The organism is Chamaesiphon sp. (assembly GCF_041737865.1).
Taxonomy (GTDB): Bacteria; Cyanobacteriota; Cyanobacteriia; order Cyanobacteriales; family Chamaesiphonaceae; genus Chamaesiphon.
The window spans coordinates 23,866-41,725 of record NZ_JBGSQZ010000194.1; the positions used below are offsets into that span (position 1 = coordinate 23,866).

17 protein-coding genes and 1 pseudogene are annotated in these 17,860 nt (G+C 44.5%); 8 read left to right on the plus strand and 10 right to left on the minus strand.

What is annotated here, in order from left to right; genetic code table 11:
• Nucleotides 1-101 precede the first annotated feature (101 nt).
• Nucleotides 102-1,193 carry an RIP metalloprotease RseP gene (rseP, locus tag ACEW9J_RS14620; protein ID WP_373545842.1) on the plus strand — a complete coding sequence of 364 codons (1,092 nt, stop codon included), beginning with the start codon at nucleotides 102-104 and terminating at the stop codon, nucleotides 1,191-1,193.
• A gap of 196 nt (nucleotides 1,194-1,389) precedes the next feature.
• Nucleotides 1,390-2,085: a class I SAM-dependent methyltransferase gene (locus tag ACEW9J_RS14625; protein ID WP_373545865.1), complete on the plus strand. Its 696-nt coding sequence runs from the start codon at nucleotides 1,390-1,392 to the stop codon at nucleotides 2,083-2,085.
• 6 nt (nucleotides 2,086-2,091) lie between these two features.
• On the opposite strand, the gene ACEW9J_RS14630 is transcribed toward ACEW9J_RS14625, so the two are convergent.
• Nucleotides 2,092-2,433, minus strand: a complete 342-nt coding sequence (locus ACEW9J_RS14630; protein ID WP_373545843.1) for a hypothetical protein — start codon at nucleotides 2,431-2,433, stop codon at nucleotides 2,092-2,094.
• A 50-nt stretch (nucleotides 2,434-2,483) separates the two neighbouring features.
• On the opposite strand from ACEW9J_RS14630, the gene ACEW9J_RS14635 reads away from it, so the two are divergent.
• Entirely contained in the window at nucleotides 2,484-2,663 is a 180-nt protein-coding gene (locus ACEW9J_RS14635; RefSeq protein ID WP_373545866.1) for a sugar transferase, read from the plus strand.
• 205 nt (nucleotides 2,664-2,868) lie between these two features.
• Nucleotides 2,869-4,884 carry an NAD-dependent DNA ligase LigA gene (gene ligA / locus ACEW9J_RS14640; RefSeq protein ID WP_373545844.1) on the plus strand — a complete coding sequence of 672 codons (2,016 nt, stop codon included), beginning with the start codon at nucleotides 2,869-2,871 and terminating at the stop codon, nucleotides 4,882-4,884.
• Between the two features lie 21 nt (nucleotides 4,885-4,905).
• Here ligA and ACEW9J_RS14645 read toward each other — a convergent pair whose 3' ends face one another.
• Nucleotides 4,906-5,169, minus strand: coding sequence for a hypothetical protein (locus tag ACEW9J_RS14645; protein ID WP_373545845.1), 264 nt, complete (start codon nucleotides 5,167-5,169; stop codon nucleotides 4,906-4,908).
• A 426-nt stretch (nucleotides 5,170-5,595) separates the two neighbouring features.
• Between ACEW9J_RS14645 and ACEW9J_RS14650 the strand changes: the two genes are divergently transcribed.
• Together ACEW9J_RS14650 and ACEW9J_RS14655 are read left to right on the plus strand one after the other, a co-directional pair.
• Nucleotides 5,596-6,660 (plus strand): iron-containing redox enzyme family protein, encoded by a 1,065-nt coding sequence (locus tag ACEW9J_RS14650; RefSeq protein WP_373545867.1) that lies wholly within the window; start codon nucleotides 5,596-5,598, stop codon nucleotides 6,658-6,660.
• A 7-nt stretch (nucleotides 6,661-6,667) separates the two neighbouring features.
• Nucleotides 6,668-7,447: an SAM-dependent methyltransferase gene (locus tag ACEW9J_RS14655; protein WP_373545846.1), complete on the plus strand. Its 780-nt coding sequence runs from the start codon at nucleotides 6,668-6,670 to the stop codon at nucleotides 7,445-7,447.
• Nucleotides 7,448-7,537: 90 nt separating this feature from the next.
• Here ACEW9J_RS14655 and ACEW9J_RS14660 read toward each other — a convergent pair whose 3' ends face one another.
• The 4 genes and pseudogenes from ACEW9J_RS14660 to ACEW9J_RS14675 all read right to left on the minus strand — a co-directional run bounded on the left by ACEW9J_RS14660 (nucleotide 7,538) and on the right by ACEW9J_RS14675 (nucleotide 12,494).
• Nucleotides 7,538-9,067: an NAD(P)H-hydrate dehydratase gene (locus ACEW9J_RS14660; protein ID WP_373545847.1), complete on the minus strand. Its 1,530-nt coding sequence runs from the start codon at nucleotides 9,065-9,067 to the stop codon at nucleotides 7,538-7,540.
• A gap of 21 nt (nucleotides 9,068-9,088) precedes the next feature.
• Entirely contained in the window at nucleotides 9,089-9,469 is a 381-nt protein-coding gene (locus tag ACEW9J_RS14665; protein WP_373545848.1) for a hypothetical protein, read from the minus strand.
• A gap of 295 nt (nucleotides 9,470-9,764) precedes the next feature.
• A pseudogene (locus ACEW9J_RS14670) lies at nucleotides 9,765-11,422 on the minus strand (bifunctional pantoate--beta-alanine ligase/(d)CMP kinase).
• A 79-nt stretch (nucleotides 11,423-11,501) separates the two neighbouring features.
• Nucleotides 11,502-12,494 (minus strand): ribose-phosphate pyrophosphokinase, encoded by a 993-nt coding sequence (locus ACEW9J_RS14675; RefSeq protein ID WP_373545849.1) that lies wholly within the window; start codon nucleotides 12,492-12,494, stop codon nucleotides 11,502-11,504.
• A 342-nt stretch (nucleotides 12,495-12,836) separates the two neighbouring features.
• Between ACEW9J_RS14675 and ACEW9J_RS14680 the strand changes: the two genes are divergently transcribed.
• Nucleotides 12,837-13,055 (plus strand): Calvin cycle protein CP12, encoded by a 219-nt coding sequence (locus ACEW9J_RS14680; RefSeq protein ID WP_373545850.1) that lies wholly within the window; start codon nucleotides 12,837-12,839, stop codon nucleotides 13,053-13,055.
• 256 nt (nucleotides 13,056-13,311) lie between these two features.
• On the opposite strand, the gene ACEW9J_RS14685 is transcribed toward ACEW9J_RS14680, so the two are convergent.
• From ACEW9J_RS14685 to ACEW9J_RS14700, 4 genes are all read right to left on the minus strand, one after another.
• Nucleotides 13,312-14,271: a glutathione S-transferase family protein gene (locus tag ACEW9J_RS14685; RefSeq protein WP_373545851.1), complete on the minus strand. Its 960-nt coding sequence runs from the start codon at nucleotides 14,269-14,271 to the stop codon at nucleotides 13,312-13,314.
• Nucleotides 14,272-14,320: 49 nt separating this feature from the next.
• Nucleotides 14,321-15,613 (minus strand): glutamate-5-semialdehyde dehydrogenase, encoded by a 1,293-nt coding sequence (locus ACEW9J_RS14690; protein ID WP_373545852.1) that lies wholly within the window; start codon nucleotides 15,611-15,613, stop codon nucleotides 14,321-14,323.
• A 356-nt stretch (nucleotides 15,614-15,969) separates the two neighbouring features.
• On the minus strand, nucleotides 15,970-16,620 hold the full coding sequence (gene hisIE, locus ACEW9J_RS14695; protein ID WP_373545853.1) for a bifunctional phosphoribosyl-AMP cyclohydrolase/phosphoribosyl-ATP diphosphatase HisIE: 651 nt from the start codon (nucleotides 16,618-16,620) through the stop codon (nucleotides 15,970-15,972).
• A 203-nt stretch (nucleotides 16,621-16,823) separates the two neighbouring features.
• Nucleotides 16,824-17,198, minus strand: a complete 375-nt coding sequence (locus ACEW9J_RS14700; RefSeq protein ID WP_373545854.1) for a ferredoxin-thioredoxin reductase catalytic domain-containing protein — start codon at nucleotides 17,196-17,198, stop codon at nucleotides 16,824-16,826.
• A 351-nt stretch (nucleotides 17,199-17,549) separates the two neighbouring features.
• Between ACEW9J_RS14700 and ACEW9J_RS14705 the strand changes: the two genes are divergently transcribed.
• Nucleotides 17,550-17,756 carry a hypothetical protein gene (locus ACEW9J_RS14705; RefSeq protein WP_373545855.1) on the plus strand — a complete coding sequence of 69 codons (207 nt, stop codon included), beginning with the start codon at nucleotides 17,550-17,552 and terminating at the stop codon, nucleotides 17,754-17,756.
• Nucleotides 17,757-17,860 lie beyond the last annotated feature (104 nt).

Genomic DNA, 17,860 nt, shown 5'->3' on the forward strand with positions numbered 1-17,860 from the left:
TGACTATGCTCTGAGCAACTATTAGTTACTCGGATACCTATCCACCCCACACTCCTCATCCCCGATTAAAATGGGAACAGTAGGTCAAACTAAGTGAATATATGTCAACATTGGCGGCGATCGGCGTTTTAGCAGTATTAATTTTCGTCCATGAGCTGGGGCATTTTTTGGCAGCCAGATTGCAGGGAATTTATGCCAATAAATTTTCGCTAGGCTTTGGGCCAGTAGTATTGAAGTATCAAGGTAAACAAACTGAATATGCACTCCGTGCGCTACCACTGGGGGGTTTTGTTGGCTTTCCCGATGACGATCCAGACAGCGATATTCCGCCCAACGATCCTAATTTACTTCATAATCGGCCAATACTCGATCGGGCGATCGTCATCAGTGCTGGAGTAATTTCCAATCTCATTTTTGCTTACTTATTATTTGTGATCCAGGTAAGTGTCGCTGGGTTCCAACAGATTGATTATCATCCTGGAGTCACAGTTGCCGGGATTGCCGAAAATCTCAGTAGTGCTGCTGGGAAGGCTGGACTTCAAGCCAATGACATCATTTTGGCGGTAGATGGCAACAAATTGGGCAGTGCCAAACCTGCAATTGTCAAACTGATGGCAGAGATCCAAGATCATCCTCAGTTACCAATTTCCTTCGAGGTGCAACGCGGTACCGAAACCCTCAAGCTCCAAGTCACTCCCGATGCGAATGCGGAAGGGAAAGGACAAATCGGGGTCAAACTTGCTCCCAATGCCGATATTACCCTCGATCGAGCGCAAAATCCAATTCAGGCTCTAACTCTGGCAGCGACAGAATTTGAGCGAGTTGTAGTACTTACCATTCAAGGTTTGTCTCAATTAGTCACTAATTTTGGTGAAACTGCAACTCAAGTAGCTGGGCCGATCAAAATCGTCGAAATTGGCTCGAATATTGCTTCGACAAATATCACTGGACTGCTGCAATTTGGCGCACTAATCAGCATCAACTTAGCCGTAATGAACATTTTGCCATTACCAGCTTTAGATGGTGGTCAATTGGCATTTCTCTTGATTGAAGGATTGCTCGGCAAACCCTTACCGAGCAAGTTGCAAGATACGGTGATGCAAACAGGTTTATTTTTATTGTTAGGATTAGGCGTATTTTTGATAATTCGGGATACTGCCAATCTTTCTGGCGTTCAACAATTCTTTAAATAATTAGTACGATTGAATATCGATCGAGTTGGCTCGATTGAATGATTGTAGTAGTTAGCAACAACCGATCGTGGCTGGAGCAAGATAGACGATCCTACCGATTAATATGGGTATCGGCTCGATCGTCGATCGACAGCCATTGACAAGCTTGGGAATTGGCTTTACTTTTGCGGCATTAACATCATCTATTCCCTTCTTTATGTACACCCCGATTCCGCAACAGCAACAAGATTGGACGAGTCAAATCGATCGAGTCAGACAGAGATGCGATCGAGAATTCAAGCAAGAAGCTTTCGATCTTCCGGCGGAAGTAGAAGCAATGCCAATTTTTAGAGAGTGGATTAGTCACAATCTGGCTGCAAAAATTACTTCTCCGTTTTGGGAGTTGGCTGAATTTAAAAAGAATCAACGCTGCTTGGATATTGGCTGTGGAGTCAGCTTTTTGATCTATGATTGGCTCAAGTGGGAAACATACTTTTATGGGCAAGAAATCAGTAATGTGGCACGGAGCGCACTAAATTCGCGCGGTTCTCAACTAAATTCTAAATTATTTAAAGGTGTCCAGGCTGGTGCTGCTCATCAATTAAAGTATGAAAATGATACATTCGATCGAGCAGTTGCCACTGGGTTTAGTTGTTATTATCCACCTGAATATTGGCAGCTAGTTCTTCAGGAAGTAAAACGTATTTTAAAACCAGATGGAATCTTTATATTTGATGCGATCGATCCAGACACTGAACTAGCCGAAAACTGGGCAATTTTAGAAATGTATCTGGGTGCTGAAATATTTTTATCCCCACTCGCTCAATTTACGGAGCTAGTCAAAGAAGTTGGTGGTAAAGTTACAGCAACTAAATCAGGACAGTTATTTACAATGTATCAAGTTAGCTTTTGAGATCGATTAGAACTGGACTTTACGATACAACCATTTAGCAATTAGTTGCGGACAGTTTTTGATGAACCATCGCCAAGCAAATATTTTGGCGACTGGCTTCGATCTTTTGGCAATAAATTTTGCAAGTGAATTTAACGGTCGAAATCGCACTTTTTTATTGATTAAGTTAGCATAGCCAAGATCGTACAAACAATCGATAATTAATTTAATCGTCGCTTCCTCTCTTGCCATTAAACTCGTTAGCAAAATTAATATCTCTTGGACGCGCTCCGCTTCCATCTGACTTCGCTCGGATGTCGGTAATAAGTTAGTAATCGGTTGACTGGCTACGGAGATAATTTTGTTCACGATGGGATCTGGATTGATAATCGGCGAAATAGACTTATTTAGGGACTTGTATTGTCTCAGGAGATAGTGTCTATTTTAGTCGAGGTGTTAAGGTCGTCAGCGATCGAGCAATGGCAGCATTGTTGCTGTTACTATTCTCGCCGATACTGATAGTTGTGGCAATCGTCCTCCGCATCCGCATGGGTATCCCAATTGTATTTACTCAGCCGCGCCCAGGCAAAAATAGTTAAATATTTACCGTCTATAAGTTCTGCACGATCGATAGTGACTGTGATGCTGAAGGTAATTTGCTTTCTGATGAGGATCGGCTGATTCCTCTAAGAGGGTATTTGAAGGTGGTTTTGTCGAACTCAATCGAGTAGATATACTCTAACAAGTCTTGTCGAATCGATCGGATTCTTGTAATATAAAAGTACCATTGAGGCGAGATCGATCGTGACACCTGAAATCATTACCCGCACCGAACAACTTCGAGTCAAACTCCAGGCGGCTGGCTATGCTTACTACGTTCTCGACAATCCTGTGATGGAGGATGCTGTATATGACAGGTTGTATCGAGAGCTGCAAGATTTGGAGAGCCAATATCCCGAATTAGTGACTCCTGATAGTCCGACTCAACGAGTGGGCGAACGTCCGGCTTCGGGCTTTGTTTCAGTCAAACATAATATCTCTTTATATAGCCTTGAAAATGCTTTTGACATGGCAGAATTTGTCAAATGGGAAGCAGGTTGGCAGCGGAATATGGGGAGTAAGGATAGTGCCGAATATATCTGCGAATTAAAAATCGATGGTTCGGCGATCGCACTCACATACGAGAATGGATTATTGGTGCGAGGTGCGACGCGTGGCGATGGTGATACTGGGGAAGATATTACCCAAAATGTCAAAACAATTCGATCTATTCCACTCAAATTAAACCTCGAAAATCCACCCCCAGTAGTAGAAGTTCGGGGTGAGGCTTTTTTACCAATTGCTGTATTTGAACAACTCAATCAGGAACGCGAGAAAGTAGGCGAACAACTCCTCGCAAATCCGCGTAATGCCGCAGCCGGAGCATTGAGACAATTAGACCCCAAAATGGTCGCTCAACGGAAACTAGATTTCTTTGCTTATACGCTGCAAATTCCGACTACTACCCCTCAAACCGAACTGCACAGCCATTTAGAATCGCTGGCAATGCTGGAACAGATGGGATTTAAGGTAAACCCCCATCATGAATTATGTCCAGATGCCGCCAAAGTGGGCGAATATTACGATCGCTGGAATACCGAGCGGTTAAACCTGAGTTACATGACAGATGGTGTCGTCGTCAAAATTAATGATTTCGCGCTGCAACAGGAATTAGGCTTTACCAACAAGTTCCCCCGCTGGGCGGCAGCTCTCAAATATCCCGCCGAAGAAGCACCGACGCGGGTATTGGATATCAGTGTAAATGTGGGCAGAACGGGGGCAATTACCCCCTTGGCGCACTTGCAACCCGTTCAACTGGGGGGAACGACAGTTCAGCGGGCAACGCTCCACAATGGCGATCGGATCGCCCAGTTAGATCTGCGGATTGGCGACACGGTAATTGTCCGCAAAGCGGGGGAAATTATTCCCGAAGTTGTGCGGGTATTGACGGATTTGCGTCCGTCTGGGACTTTAGTTTTTAAAATGCCCAGTAATTGCCCTGTATGTGACGCTGTAGTTGTCAAGTTGGAAAAGGAAGCAGTTTTGCGCTGTATTAATCCTAGCTGTGCGGCAATTCTCAAGGGTTCATTGGTACATTGGGTGAGTCGGGATGCGCTGGATATTAATGGCGTGGGTGAAAAGTTAATCGAGCAATTAGTCGATCGCAAGTTTGTCAATTCAGTTGCCGATTTATACGATTTAACTATCGAAAAATTGATGACTTTGGAGCGAACAGGTGAGAAATCGGCAACTAAGACGATCGAGGGAATTGCTGCTTCTAAATCTCGCCCGTGGTCGAGAGTATTATATGGATTAGGAATTAGGCAAATCGGGAATAATGGCGCAAATATCTTAACTGAAAAATTTACCTCGATCGATCTATTATGCCAAGCCACGATTTCCGATCTACAAGATATTCGTGATGTCGGATTGGAAACTGCTCAATCTGTCTATAATTGGCTCCAACAACCAGAGAATATCGATTTAGTCGATCGATTGAAAATAGCAGGTTTGCAATGCGAGCGATCGATAGACGCTAATATTAGTGAAATATTTGCCGATAAAACTTTTGTGATTACTGGCACCCTACCAACACTAAAGCGCGATGAAGCTAAAGATTTAATTCTGAGTCATGGCGGTAAAGTTTCGGATTCTATTAGTGCGAAAACTGACTATTTGCTAGCGGGTGAAAAGGCTGGCTCGAAGTTGGCAAAGGCGGAGAAGCTCAGAGTCAAGACGATCTCTGAAGCTGAGTTGATGGAGTTGACATATACTTCTTGAGCCTCAGGATGGAGTAGAACTTCATACATCAGAGCGAAGGGTTCTCCAGTTTGTATAATCAGTTTTGGGTGTTAATTGATTTTGTTTAACTCGTTCTAATAATCCAGGAATTGCTAAAAGCTCCTGAGTTGCTGCTTCGCTTTCTGTATTTGCTAAATAAGCCGCGAAATCAGCAAGTACCTTTAGTCGATCTATAGATAGTTGCTGGAATGAGTTATGAAGCTGCTGCTGTAGTTTTGCCACCTCTAAAACTGCTGAAGATCGATCGTCGATCGGAGTATTCATCTTTTATCTCACAATTTAAGCATTTATTATCTATTCTAATATAGCAGTCTTATTTGATTTGTAAGAATACTGTAGGGTGTATTATCCCGTTCGCGTAGCGTCTCCACCGGAGAAGGGTAACGCACCAGAGCCAATGTAAATCTCGCAAATCATTTAGAATTGCTATATAATAAGCCGCTCCGATTGATGGGCAAAAGTTTAATTAGCCCAGATATTTATAGATCTTGTCAAGACGGATACTACCTTGTAAGAAACAATACCTTTGATTCGCTAACTATCTATCATAAGAGGGACAACATTACTACCTTTACTTAATTATATTGATGATAGGTCGATGGCAACTTCGTTACATACAGCGATCGCCTCAGCATTTTTATCACTCAGAACGGATAAATTATGGTTTTATTGCGTCCCGATTTGCCTTCGATGGAGGTATCAAAGGATTTTGGATCTTCAGCACCGCCAGATTACGATCGAGCAGAACGGTTATTTATTGAGCTTTTAACTACAGAAAATCTCGATCGGCGAGTGACGCTTGAGCCAAACTTGTCAGCCGAGTTTGAAGCTGCTTTACAAACTGCTTTAGCAACTGCCTATACAGATCTACCAGTAGTAGAAAATCGGTTTTTACAGCGGATTCTCTACCGCATCAACCGACTTAATTTTATCTGGTACAAAGATTTAAATGAATATACTAACGAGCGTTCGCTGTACGTGCAGTGGGTCAGAGATCGGATTGAAAAGCCTTGGCAAGCCTGGGAATCAGCTCAGATTGACCTAAGTATAAAAAAATTGTCAGCAGATGAAATTAAAGAGGCGTTAATCGCACAAGCTCATGTTGATTTAGAACCGCCAATATCGGCAAATAAGTGGTATTTGGGGCAAGAAATGACCCTGAAAAGCTATCGTCACCTGATTGCGATCGCTTCTTTGGATGGGTTGGTAGAGTCAAGTCGCCTGTGCAGTCTGTTAGGTGGTGCTAGCAATGAAATCCAGGCGACATTGATCCGCGTCTTGCTCGAAGAATATGGAAATGGTCGCCTCAGTCGCAAGCATTCTACTTTCTTTGCCCAAATGATGGCAGAACTCGATCTCGATCCTACCCCAGAAGCTTACCTGGATTTGGTGCCCTGGGAAGTTTTAGCCTCAATTAACCACAATTTTTTGCTCACACAGTGCAAGCGCAATTTCTTACGCTACATCGGTGGCTTTACCTACTTTGAAATTGTCGGCCCTTCCAGCTATCAAGACTACATCGCTGCGGCTGCTCGGTTGGGACTTTCCGAAACCGCCCAGGGATATTGGGAATTGCATATCAAAGAAGACGAACGCCACGGACAATGGATGCTCCACAACGTCTCGTTACCGCTAGTCGATATGTATCCCCAGCAAGCGTGGGAACTGCTGCTCGGATACGACCAAGACAAGTATATGAGCGATCGCGCTGGCAATGCGATCGTCAAAATTATTCAAACTTCAACCTTTAATTAGAAAGCAAATGAATTCGCTCCAAACTTTATCCGTTGGCGGAGCCTATCTGCAAGAGAATCGAGAACTTACCTCGGTTCAATCTTGTTCGCCTAAAGAAGTATTTTTCTGTCCCGAAGAGTCTCAATTTTATTCCCAATGCTTAGACAGGATGGTTCTCAACCGTTGTACCAGCTCCGATCTGGTAATTGAGTTTGGTTCGGGTGATGGTAGTCCCGTGATTCACAGCTTGCTTAGAACTCCTTTTCAAGGCAAAATTCACGGGTATGAGTTGACTTCTACCGCAAGTAAGCTGGCTCAATCGCGAATCGCTCAGTATGGATTGAGCGACAAATATGTCGTTCGTAACCAATGTTTTTTTGAAGGTTGGGAACAGTCTGGAGCCAATTATCTGATTGCTAATCCGCCTTATTTACCTGCACCTGACAACGATATTTACATGCCATCGTTGCATGGTGGAGCCGATGGTGCCGCGATTACTAAACTGCTGTTTACAGTAGGTTGCGATCGGGTGTTATCGCTAATTTCTGCCTATTCAAACCCCGTCGAAACTATTGAGTATGCGATCGATTGCGGCTATCAAGTAATTGATTTTACGATCTCACCGCTGCAATTTGGCTACTATAGCTCTGAGTCAAAGGTGAGAGAGACTATTAGCTCGCTCAAAAGCGATCGCAAAGCTTTCTATTCGCCTAACATATATCTACTCGCTGGCGTATTATTTGAAAAGCAAGGTCAAGGCTCCCAGGATCTCTCCGCAGAACTACTGCAAGTTATGACCGCTTTTTAGACTTCGCGGATCGAGAAGCTAGAAGACACATCCCCGACTTCTTCGAGAAGTCGGGGATGTAATAGCAACGCACCAGCTAAGGAATGGCAGCTACTTAGTAGCGTGAATTACAGCACTTAAATATTGAGTCAAAGTCAGAGGATCGACACTGAGATCTCCGCGCTCTCTAGCTGCCAAAATTCCGGCTTGAGAGTGCCACCAAGCTGCTGTCGCGACAACTTCGGCAAGATCGATATTTAGCCGACTGTCAGCGGCAATTAAGCCGCCAATCAGCCCAGTTAAAACATCACCGCTACCGCCCCTAGCTAGAGCTGGAGTACTCTCAGGAATCACGATCGAGTTACCATCATGTGCGATGATAGTTCTCGCTCCTTTGACTAATACAACTGCGCCACTAGATTGAGCTGCCGCACTTGCCGCGACGAGTTTGTTAGCTGTCGGAATTCTGGTAAATAGCCGTTTGAATTCACCAGTATGCGGTGTTAAAATAGTGGGATGTGTTCGGGTGGATACTGTTTCTAAACCTAGTTTAGCGATAATATTTAGGGCATCGGCATCAAGAACGATCGGACAACTTGCAGCGAGAATTTGTTTGACTATTTTAGATGGTCGCTCGGTCAAACCACAACCACAGGCGATCGCTTGATATTTAGTAAAATCTAGTTCTGGTAAAGATTTAATTGTACCTGCTTCAGTTTCTGGACAACTAATAATTAAGGCTTCTGGTAGATAGTTTAATAATGTTGGTTTGAGCGATTTGGGAACTGCGATCGATAGCATTCCGACACCAGTTGCTCTCGCACCCAAGCTAGCTAAAATTGCCGCGCCGCTGTATTGCTCGGAGCCAACTATTAGTAATAAGTGACCCTGCTGATATTTGTGCGTAACTGGCGATCGATGTAGCGGTAAATTTGCGATCGCGCGATCGGTTGTCATCCGCGTTATTGTCGGTTTGCCTACTATACTCTGAATATCTGCGAGGGACAAATCGAAATCTATGAGCGCGGTTTTACCTAGATATTCAATTGCTTGTTCCTGAATAAAAGCTAATTTCCATAGCCCCAAGCAAAACGTATGTTTCGCCCTAATTGCCGTACCTAAAACATTACCACTATCACCATGAATACCTGAAGGTAAATCGATACTGACAATCGGGACTGCTAATTGATTAATCAACTCGATCGCATCAAATAAATTATCGGTAATTTCACGATTTAAACCAAACCCAAATAAGCCATCCACGATCGCATCGCAATCTGCAAAACTTCGCGCATCATCAACAATTTTGACACCCAAACTCGACACATAACAATAATGTTGATTGGTGAGTTCGCTCAATTGCTCCGATGGTACATAAATCGCCACCTCATATCCCTGAAAATACAACTCGCGGGCAACTACTAGCGCGTCGCCACCATTATGCCCCATTCCTACTAAAATACCGACTTGTCGATATCTAGAGCGAGGATATAAAACTTGAAATCGCCGCGCAATTAATCCCCCCACTTTTTCCATCAATGCGGCGACAGGCATACCAGCGGCAAATACCTTGCTTTCGATCTGCTGCATCTGTTCGGTAGTAACCAGCAATCGATCTAATGATTGAGCGCGACTGAGCATTATTTCTCTAGATATTAATAATTAGCAGATAGCACAGGCTAAGTTAATCTCACTCACTGTCTTACTATTTTTACTCACAAACGTGAGGGCACATTCATTTTGTTGGCGATCGGCTAAACTAAAGTACCGTCCTTTTTTGCCAGTCATAGCAGTTTTTGAATAAGCCTTTTCAGCTTTGCCCATCAAGTCTCCTACTCTAATTCCTTTACTCGTAAGATAGCGCGAATTAGTAGTGATAATTGCTGTTAGGTGACTTTTACTCTTCTTGTTAGAACCTTCCTCTAGGTATATAGCCAGATTGTTGTATTTTAAAGTAATATCATCAGTCCCAGTACATCCGTTAGCTGCTACCTGCCGACTGTTAGGAGTACCTAACTTTTTAATAACTTCATTTTCACTCATCCCTATTTTAAGACCGCCGATGGATGTATACTAAACACGGATGAGAGCTAGACTTTTACTCTAACGGTTGAAACCCTTGTGGAGCAAAGCTTAGGCTATTGAATAAAAAGTCCATCCTGTAGCCGTTTTGAGTATAGTGCTGAGAGTGATATATCCTTTCTGGCTCAAAGCCAATTTTTCTAGAGGTGTATTTGATAATGGTATCGTACTGGATATCGAACTGATTAATAAGGGAATAGTAAGAGCTAGAAATTTATACATGGTCGAGTAAGCATTTTATAATTAGCAACTTGGATTATTTATTTACTACTTGCTGATACATCACGACGATCGCATCGACTACTTCTTCGATACTCAGACGATCGCTAACAATTTCCACAGCATCAACCGCTTTTTTCAATGGGGAAATTTCTCGTGTACTGTCAATTAAATCCCGTTCGGCGATCGATCTCTCCAATTCTGCCAAGCTTACTTCACCTTGCCCGCGATCGCGCAAATCCTGTTGTCGTCTACGTGCGCGTTCGGCTACCGATGCCGTCAAAAAAATCTTCACCTGAGCATCTGGAAATACCTGCGTACACATATCCCTACCTTCAGCAACGATGCCACCTTGTGCGCCAATCGCCTGTTGCTGCCTGACTAATTCTGCTCTAACTACTCCGAGCTTGGCAATTGCCGAAACTTTGCTCGTTACTGTCTGTGTCCGAATCGCTTCAGTGACATCGATACCATTCACCACAACTCGCTCCCCCGCGAGAACAATTTTTGCTCTACTCACCAACTCAGCAATGTTTAGCTCATCATCTAGGGCTAGATTCGCCTCCAGCACTAGCCAAGCAATCGATCTATACATTGCCCCCGTATCTAGAAACAACAACCCTAATCGGGCAGCTACGAGCTTGGTAACAGTAGACTTCCCTGCACCTGCGGGGCCATCGATCGCGATAATAGGTAATTGTGACATTGGATAGGGGAGTTGATATGAGGATTCAGTTCGATCGAATTGCAGACAACCTGTAGGGGTGCCCCTGTCTTGTCGTTTTTTGATTCGGGGGGAACCCCCGCATCAAAACGCCGCTCGTGGGTACCCGAAGATCTACGCTTTTACTAGCCACCAACGATCGTATTATCAATCAAGCGAGTACCCTCAATCCGTCCGGCGATCGCGAGTAAAGCCAATTTATCTAGAGTATCGATCGGTTGTAGGGTGTCAAGATCGACAAGTTCTAAATACTCTAGTCGAAATTCTGGTACTGTAGCTAATTCAGTAGTCACAGCAGCTAAAAGTTTCTCGGCATTAATTTCTGGGACTGCGAGTGTCTGAGCTTGTTGTAAACTCCGATAAATCACCGCAGCCTGAGATCGGCCGATCGGCGATAGATATTGATTGCGAGAACTCAGTGCCAAACCAGATGCGGCGCGGACAGTCGGACAACCGACAATCTCGACAGGAATGTTTAGATCTGCCACGATCCGGCGGATAATCGCCAGTTGCTGGGCATCCTTTTCGCCAAAATAGGCGCGATCGGGTCGAACGATATTTAAGAGCTTGGTGACGATCGTCGCCACACCTTGAAAATGTCCCGTGCGAGTACGTCCGCACAATCTGCTCATCATCGCCACTGGTGGGATGACTTGAGTGAGTACATTTTTAATTCCCATACTTTCCACCGTAGGCACAAACAGGGCATCTACACCTGCTTGCTCACAAATAACTCGATCGAGTTCCAACTGACGTGGATAGCGATCGAGATCTTCATTAGCCCCAAATTGTAAAGGATTGACAAAAATACTGACGATCGCGACAGCATTTTCATGTCTGGCTCGATCGAGTAAGCTCTGATGTCCCAAATGTAACGCTCCCATTGTCGGGACTAGTCCGATGGATTGAGAGCGGTGGCATTGGAGATAGGAATCTAGTTCCCTGGGGGTAGTAAAAATGGGTAGATTCATTAGCAATAAGGATAGCGGAGCGGGGTTGGAAACTAGAGCTAACGATCCAGGTTCCTAACTCTGTGCCACTTGCCACAATCTAACGAAACATACTACTCACCGAGTTTTCTTCATGTACTCGCCAGATTGTCTCACCCAATAAGTTGGCGACAGATAGTACCTTCAGTTGTGGAAACCACTGATCTTTAGGGATCGGGAGCGTGTTGGTGACGATTACTTCCTCAAACACTCCACTGGAGAGCCTTTCGATCGCTGGTGGTGAAAATACCGCATGGATCGCACAAGCATAAACTTCACGCGCTCCTTGCTGGCGCAAGATTTTGGCACCTTCGGAGATCGTACCGCCCGTGTCGATCATATCATCGACCAGGATGGCTGTTTTACCAGCGACATCACCGATCACATTCATCACTTCAGCCACATTATGTGCCTGACGACGTTTGTCGATAATGGCGAGTGGTGCGTCATTGAGCTTCTTAGCAAAGGCACGAGCGCGGGCGACACCACCAACATCTGGCGATACCACTACGACATCTGGTAAGTTTTTTGCTAGTAAATAATCAATGATGACTGGCGAACCGTAGATATGATCCAGCGGGATATCAAAATAACCCTGGATTTGGGCAGAGTGGAGATCCATCGCCAAGACTCGATCGGCACCAGCAGTAGTAATCTGGTTAGCGACTAGTTTGGCGGTAATCGATTCTCGCCCAGCAGTCTTGCGATCGGCACGAGCATAACCATAGTAGGGGAGTACTGCGGTAATTTGTCGTGCTGAAGCCCGCCGACAGGCATCGATCATGATGAATAGTTCCATCAAGTTATCGTTCACCGGATGACAGGTAGGTTGGATCAAATAAACATCACAGCCGCGAATGGATTCTTGGATCTGGACATAAATTTCCCCATCAGCAAATCGTTTGCGAATCATCGGCCCGAGATCGAGTCCGAGATAACGCGCAATTTCTTCAGATAAAGGTACGTTAGCATTCCCAGAAAGCAGTCGGAGACGACTGTTATCAGCAATCGATTGGATTGTGGGCGGAAGTGTTAAGGTGGCAGAACGGATCACAGCAGACCCTCAATAAAGTGCTATATTTTGCATGGCAATTCTAACACTCTCATTCCCCGATCGTCCCGTTAAAGTCAAAAAATTGTCAAATATCTAGCAATAGGACTCGCGATCGTTGTCTGATTTTCGATCGATATTATCGATCGGCGATGCTCCAAAGGAGTAGTTGTGCCAATGACTAAACCCACCACAAATCGTTAGCCCTGCCCAAATGTGTGGAAACCCCTACATTTGTTATGGCGTCTTTCAATAAGGGAAAGATACAATATAAGGTATCCTGCTCTCAAATATCCCGCTAACTTAGTCTAAATAGCCAAGATTATGACCAATCAAGAAATAAAGATGACCATCGAAGACCGGATCGAGCAAGCACGCGAAGCAGCTCAGGAAGCTGGCGAAAAATTCGGTAAAACTTCTGCCGAATTTGCTGTAGAGATGGACATCCTAGAGGAATTACATCAACAATCTGGACACACCAAGAATGCTAAACCTAAGAATTCTCTCGAACGTTTCTGCGATGACAATCCAGAGTCCTTAGAATGTCTACTGTACGACACTTAATTTAGTTGATAGTTGATAGTTGATAGCTGAAACTGTGCCTACGGCAGGCTAACGCCTACGACGGCACGAGGCAGAGGCTACGCCAACGATAGGCTTCAGTGCAAGCAGTTACCAACGAATCAAAACCATCGCTGAAATAGAGGCATAACTTCATGCCTCTATTCTGATTTGATTTAACTTGTTCGATCCTCGGCAGCTCCCAAGAGCGCAAATCGCTATCAACACTTTGGCTTCGCTCAGTGCAAGCTATCAACTATCAACTATCAACTCTCCTCAGGTAGCTCATGTCTGGTAATTGAGGAATAATTCCGCCAGGATTGAGCGGAAACAAATTACCGTAGTAGTCTTGCAGGATCGTTGAAAAGTTGCAGGTAGCAGCTACCCCAGGAAGCTGGTAAATATTGGATAGATAAGCTTGAAGCTGGGGATAATCCCGAATCCGCCGTCGGTTGCATTTGAATAGATGGTTGTAAACCAAATCGAATCGAATCAGAGTCGTAAACAGTCGAATGTCAGCCAGAGTCAATAGATCGCCGCAGAGATAATCTTGACTTGCCAGTAAATCGTTGACTCGATCGAGCGTAGCAAACAATTCAATATGGGCGTTGTCATAAGCAGCCTGTGTTTGGGCAAAACCGCAGCGGTAGACCCCATTATTGACAGTTTCATACACTACCTCGTTCCACTGCTCGATCGAGTCTTGCAGGGCAATTGGAGCCAGATCTAGTTCGGGATGGCTGGCGAAATCATTGAAATCTGAATTAAGGATCTCGATAATTTCTGCACTTTCGTTATTAACGATCGAATACGTCTGAGTATCCCAGAGCATCGGCACTGTCGATCGACCTGTATAGCCCAATTTCCCAAATCGATACAATTGGGCTAGAGTATTACAGCCATGTTCTGGCTTTGATAGTGTCCAACCACCTGCATTTGCATCACCCTGAACTAGCACGATCTCGATCGAACTTTCTAAACCCTTTAATGCCCGTACTACCAATGTTCGATGTGCCCACGGACAACTCCAGCCGACATACAATCGATAGCGATTTGGCTCTGGAGCATAGATCCCATCGAGGCGATTTCGGAACTCACTCTGCGGACGTTGATATTCTCCTCGATCGTTTGGTGGCGCAAGTTGTGACATCATTAGTTGCCAGATCTGCGTCCAGATCGAGCGACCAGTTTTGACGATCCAGCTAGGTGGAATTGCCATAGAGCTAAGAGATAGTGAATAGTATGGTACGCCCTGGGAGATAAAACGATCATAAATCTCGATGTGTAAATGCTTTCGGATTTTCGCCTGTATAGGTACCAGCAATATGTCCGTCGCCAGTAATTTGATACTTATAAGTCACCAATCCTTCCAAGCCAACTGGCCCGCGCGGGGGCATCTTTTGAGTACTGATGCCGACTTCTGCACCAAAACCATACCGGAACCCATCCGAAAATCGGGTCGAACAATTGTGAAAAACATTTGCGGCATCAACTCGATCGAAAAATACTTTGGCGGTAGTAAGATTTTCGGTAACAATCCCATCTGTATGGCGCGAACCATAGGTATTGATATGGGTGATGGCTGCATCGAGATCGGGGACGATTTGGACGGCGAGAGTGAGATTGCTATATTCAGTCGCCCAATCTGTCGCGATCGCCAGATCGATCGTGAGATTCTCTTGATTACCTAAGATTTCGTGTCCGAGTTCGCTCAGTCTTACTTCTACTCCATTTGCCTGTAATTGATTAACAATTGGCATTAATAATTTACTAGCAATCGATTGATGGATCAGCAGGGTTTCGATCGCATTACAAGCTGCTGGATACTGAGTTTTAGAATCGATCGTAATCGCGATCGCTTTATCTAAATCCGCTTCGAGATCGATATATAAATGACAGATTCCATCAGCATGACCGAGAACGGCAATGCGGGTATTATCTTGGACGTATTGCACAAATTCATTGGAACCACGCGGAATAATTAGATCGATATAACGGTCTAATTTTAGTAGCTCGGTGGTTTCGGCGCGGGTAGTCAAAAGCTGAATTACATCGGGACTGACTTCAGATTGAGCCAATCCCGCTTTGATTGCTTTAACTAATACAGTACAAGACTCGATCGCTTCTCGTCCACCTTTTAAAATTACCCCATTACCCGACTTAATTGCCAAACTTGCAATCTGAATTACTGCATCAGGACGAGCCTCAAAAATCACCCCTAAAACACCGACAGGACAGCTTACGCGCTGCATAATCAAGCCAGCATCGAGTTCTCTATGGATCTGCATTTGACCCACTGGATCGGCTAATTTAGCCACATCGCGGACACCAAGGATCGCACCTTTGAGTTTAGTCGCATCTAGTTTTAGTCGGGCATACAAAGCTGGGGCAATTTCGCCCTCAGCAGCTTGACAATCGGCAGCATTTGCGGCGACGATTTCATCAGCATGGCTTTCTAGCGATTTGGCAATCGATTCGATCGCTTTATTCTTAGCCTCAGTCGGAAGACTCGCTAAATGTTGGGCGGCTAGCCGAGTTTTTTGGGCGATTTCAGTCAGCATGGCATCTTAGATGGTGGGCATTGCCCACCCTACTTTCTACTTTCTTCTGTGTGTTGCGTAGTCCTTTACCCCACCCCAGCCCTCCCCTTATCAAGGGGAGGGCGCGAAAGCCCCCTTTTATAAGGCAGGGCTGATCTATTGGAAAAAGAATAATGCTAAAACCCAATTGTTTCGTTTAACTTCCATCTACATTCGATCGAGACTTAATGACAGAAAAGGGTTAGAGCGGTTTTTCTCTGGTGGATGGATCAGCCCTGCCTTTTATAAGGGGAGTTGGGGGGTAAAGGACTGCGCGTCAAAGCCAGTGTATATACGTGTTAGCTTCTGATTAGAGTTAGAAGGGTAAATTCCAATAACTATTTCCGTCGCGATTGGAGTTCGCGGTAGACATCGCGGATGCTGACACGGTGGTGAGCGAGGGCGACGAGAGTATGATAGAACAGATCGGCAACTTCACCTGCGATTTCGTTGGGTCGATCGTCCTTACAAGCCATCACGACTTCTACGGCTTCTTCACCAATTTTTTTGAGAATCTTATTATCCCCACCTGCAAATAGACTTTGGGTGTACGAGCCTGCTTGGGGCGCGTCCCGACGATCGCAGATAGTCTGGTATAAATCTGAAAGTGTATCGGCGGGTGGTGCGGCGGTAGCAGTGGCGATTTGGTGAAAGCAACTACGCGCTCCTGTATGACAGGCGATGTCCCCAACTTGCTCAACGGTAACTAGTAATGCGTCACTGTCGCAGTCATAACGAATATCTTTGACGTGCTGAGTATGTCCACTAGTTGCACCTTTGTGCCAAAATTTCTGACGAGAACGGCTCCAAAACCAAGTTTCGCCTGTATCTAGAGTCTTTTGCAGAGATTGGCTATTCATCCACGCCATCATCAGTACGGTTCCATCCAGGTAGTCTTGGATAATAGCCGGAACTAAACCCCGATCGTCGTATTTAATCCGATCGATTGGGACAGCATAATGGAGATCGATCGATTCATCAACGGACATAGGTTTGAACTAAAATGGCGATCGGTGGTAAATATCCACCTGAGCATATTTTACCATTGTGACGTGCTTAGATCGTTAACTCAAACTTGGCATGGCGATCGATCTTAAAAACAGTCAAGATCGCTACTCTTTTACGCTAATTATTCGACAAAAGAGTAGTAACATTTAGACTAATAGACTACATCTATATCGCGATCGATCGATTATACTGCTTTGACTTCTTCGATGGTAATGTCTTGCACTTTTCCAGCAAAGTCATTGTCTGGGGTCAGAAATAACATGCAATGACATTCTTTACGTTCGCGCATAGGAACACATGGACAGTTCCAAAAAGCAGCTTTGACTTCAGCTTCCTTGTCTTCATAGTGACGACACGGACAAAGGGGTGAACCCAAATCTTCTTTATTTTTTGCCAGTCCCTTAATCACGACAGCAGTGACCGAAAGGTCTACACAGAAGTAAGTGTCGGTATTCTTAGCATAAGTTTCGGAAAAATGTCTCATGGCTTCCAGCGATTTGTCGCTGGGTTCATTCGTTATATCGCTGGTTTCCTTGGTTGCTGCTGGGTTCATGACCATCGAGTTAGGGAGTGAGTGATTACTTGTTCTAGTAGCATTTTACCGAAAAACTCGTCATCTGGCGATTGATTGTTAAGTTGTGACACGCTTGAATGAGTAGCTACTCATTAATTGGATCTAAGTCGAAACAATTTAGATCTAGTATCTGAAGCTACAGAATCGGCGCGACAAAAAATATTTATAATTAAATTATAATTGCCTATAAATGATGTCACCGTCCATTTTACGATCTAGATGAGACCGAGTTGGGGATTGAGATCGAGCTGGCAATATCTATCGATCGACTGATAGAGTTTAAAGTGATATAATATATTGTTATTATACTCTTACTTTAGGATGGAGGTATTTTATATGCAGCTTATAATTCAATTGGATGCTGAAACTGTTCGTCAGTTGGATGCCATTCAAGAACATACAAATCAAGAGCCTACTTTAGTAATCCAGCAAGGAATCAGTCTTTATTACCAACAGTTGCAGCCACATCGTGAGTTTTACATTGAAACTAAAAAACAATATGGATTGGTCGGTAGCAGTCCTGTAAGTATCAGCTCAAATTAATTACTAATAATCACCCAACCTTGGTCTGTCTCCCCTGCTCGATCGGGGATTTTTTTTAGTAATGTATGCACTTTAACTAATAACATTGTTAATGTACAATGGCA

Bases quoted from the DNA above. Each gene is read 5' to 3' on its own strand.
- ACEW9J_RS14690 (WP_373545852.1), bottom strand. From the start codon at position 15,613: ATGCTGACTGAAATCGCCCAAAAAACTCGGCTAGCCGCCCAACATTTA.
- ACEW9J_RS14700 (WP_373545854.1), bottom strand. From the start codon at position 17,198: ATGGTCATGAACCCAGCAGCAACCAAGGAAACCAGCGATATAACGAAT.
- ACEW9J_RS14625 (WP_373545865.1), top strand. From the start codon at position 1,390: ATGTACACCCCGATTCCGCAACAGCAACAAGATTGGACGAGTCAAATC.
- ACEW9J_RS14705 (WP_373545855.1), top strand. From the start codon at position 17,550: ATGCAGCTTATAATTCAATTGGATGCTGAAACTGTTCGTCAGTTGGAT.
- ACEW9J_RS14665 (WP_373545848.1), bottom strand. From the start codon at position 9,469: ATGAGTGAAAATGAAGTTATTAAAAAGTTAGGTACTCCTAACAGTCGG.
- ACEW9J_RS14645 (WP_373545845.1), bottom strand. From the start codon at position 5,169: ATGAATACTCCGATCGACGATCGATCTTCAGCAGTTTTAGAGGTGGCA.
- ACEW9J_RS14650 (WP_373545867.1), top strand. From the start codon at position 5,596: ATGGAGGTATCAAAGGATTTTGGATCTTCAGCACCGCCAGATTACGAT.
- ACEW9J_RS14680 (WP_373545850.1), top strand. From the start codon at position 12,837: ATGACCATCGAAGACCGGATCGAGCAAGCACGCGAAGCAGCTCAGGAA.
- ACEW9J_RS14660 (WP_373545847.1), bottom strand. From the start codon at position 9,067: ATGCTCAGTCGCGCTCAATCATTAGATCGATTGCTGGTTACTACCGAA.
- ACEW9J_RS14685 (WP_373545851.1), bottom strand. From the start codon at position 14,271: ATGGCAATTCCACCTAGCTGGATCGTCAAAACTGGTCGCTCGATCTGG.
- ACEW9J_RS14655 (WP_373545846.1), top strand. From the start codon at position 6,668: ATGAATTCGCTCCAAACTTTATCCGTTGGCGGAGCCTATCTGCAAGAG.
- rseP (WP_373545842.1), top strand. From the start codon at position 102: ATGTCAACATTGGCGGCGATCGGCGTTTTAGCAGTATTAATTTTCGTC.
- hisIE (WP_373545853.1), bottom strand. From the start codon at position 16,620: ATGTCCGTTGATGAATCGATCGATCTCCATTATGCTGTCCCAATCGAT.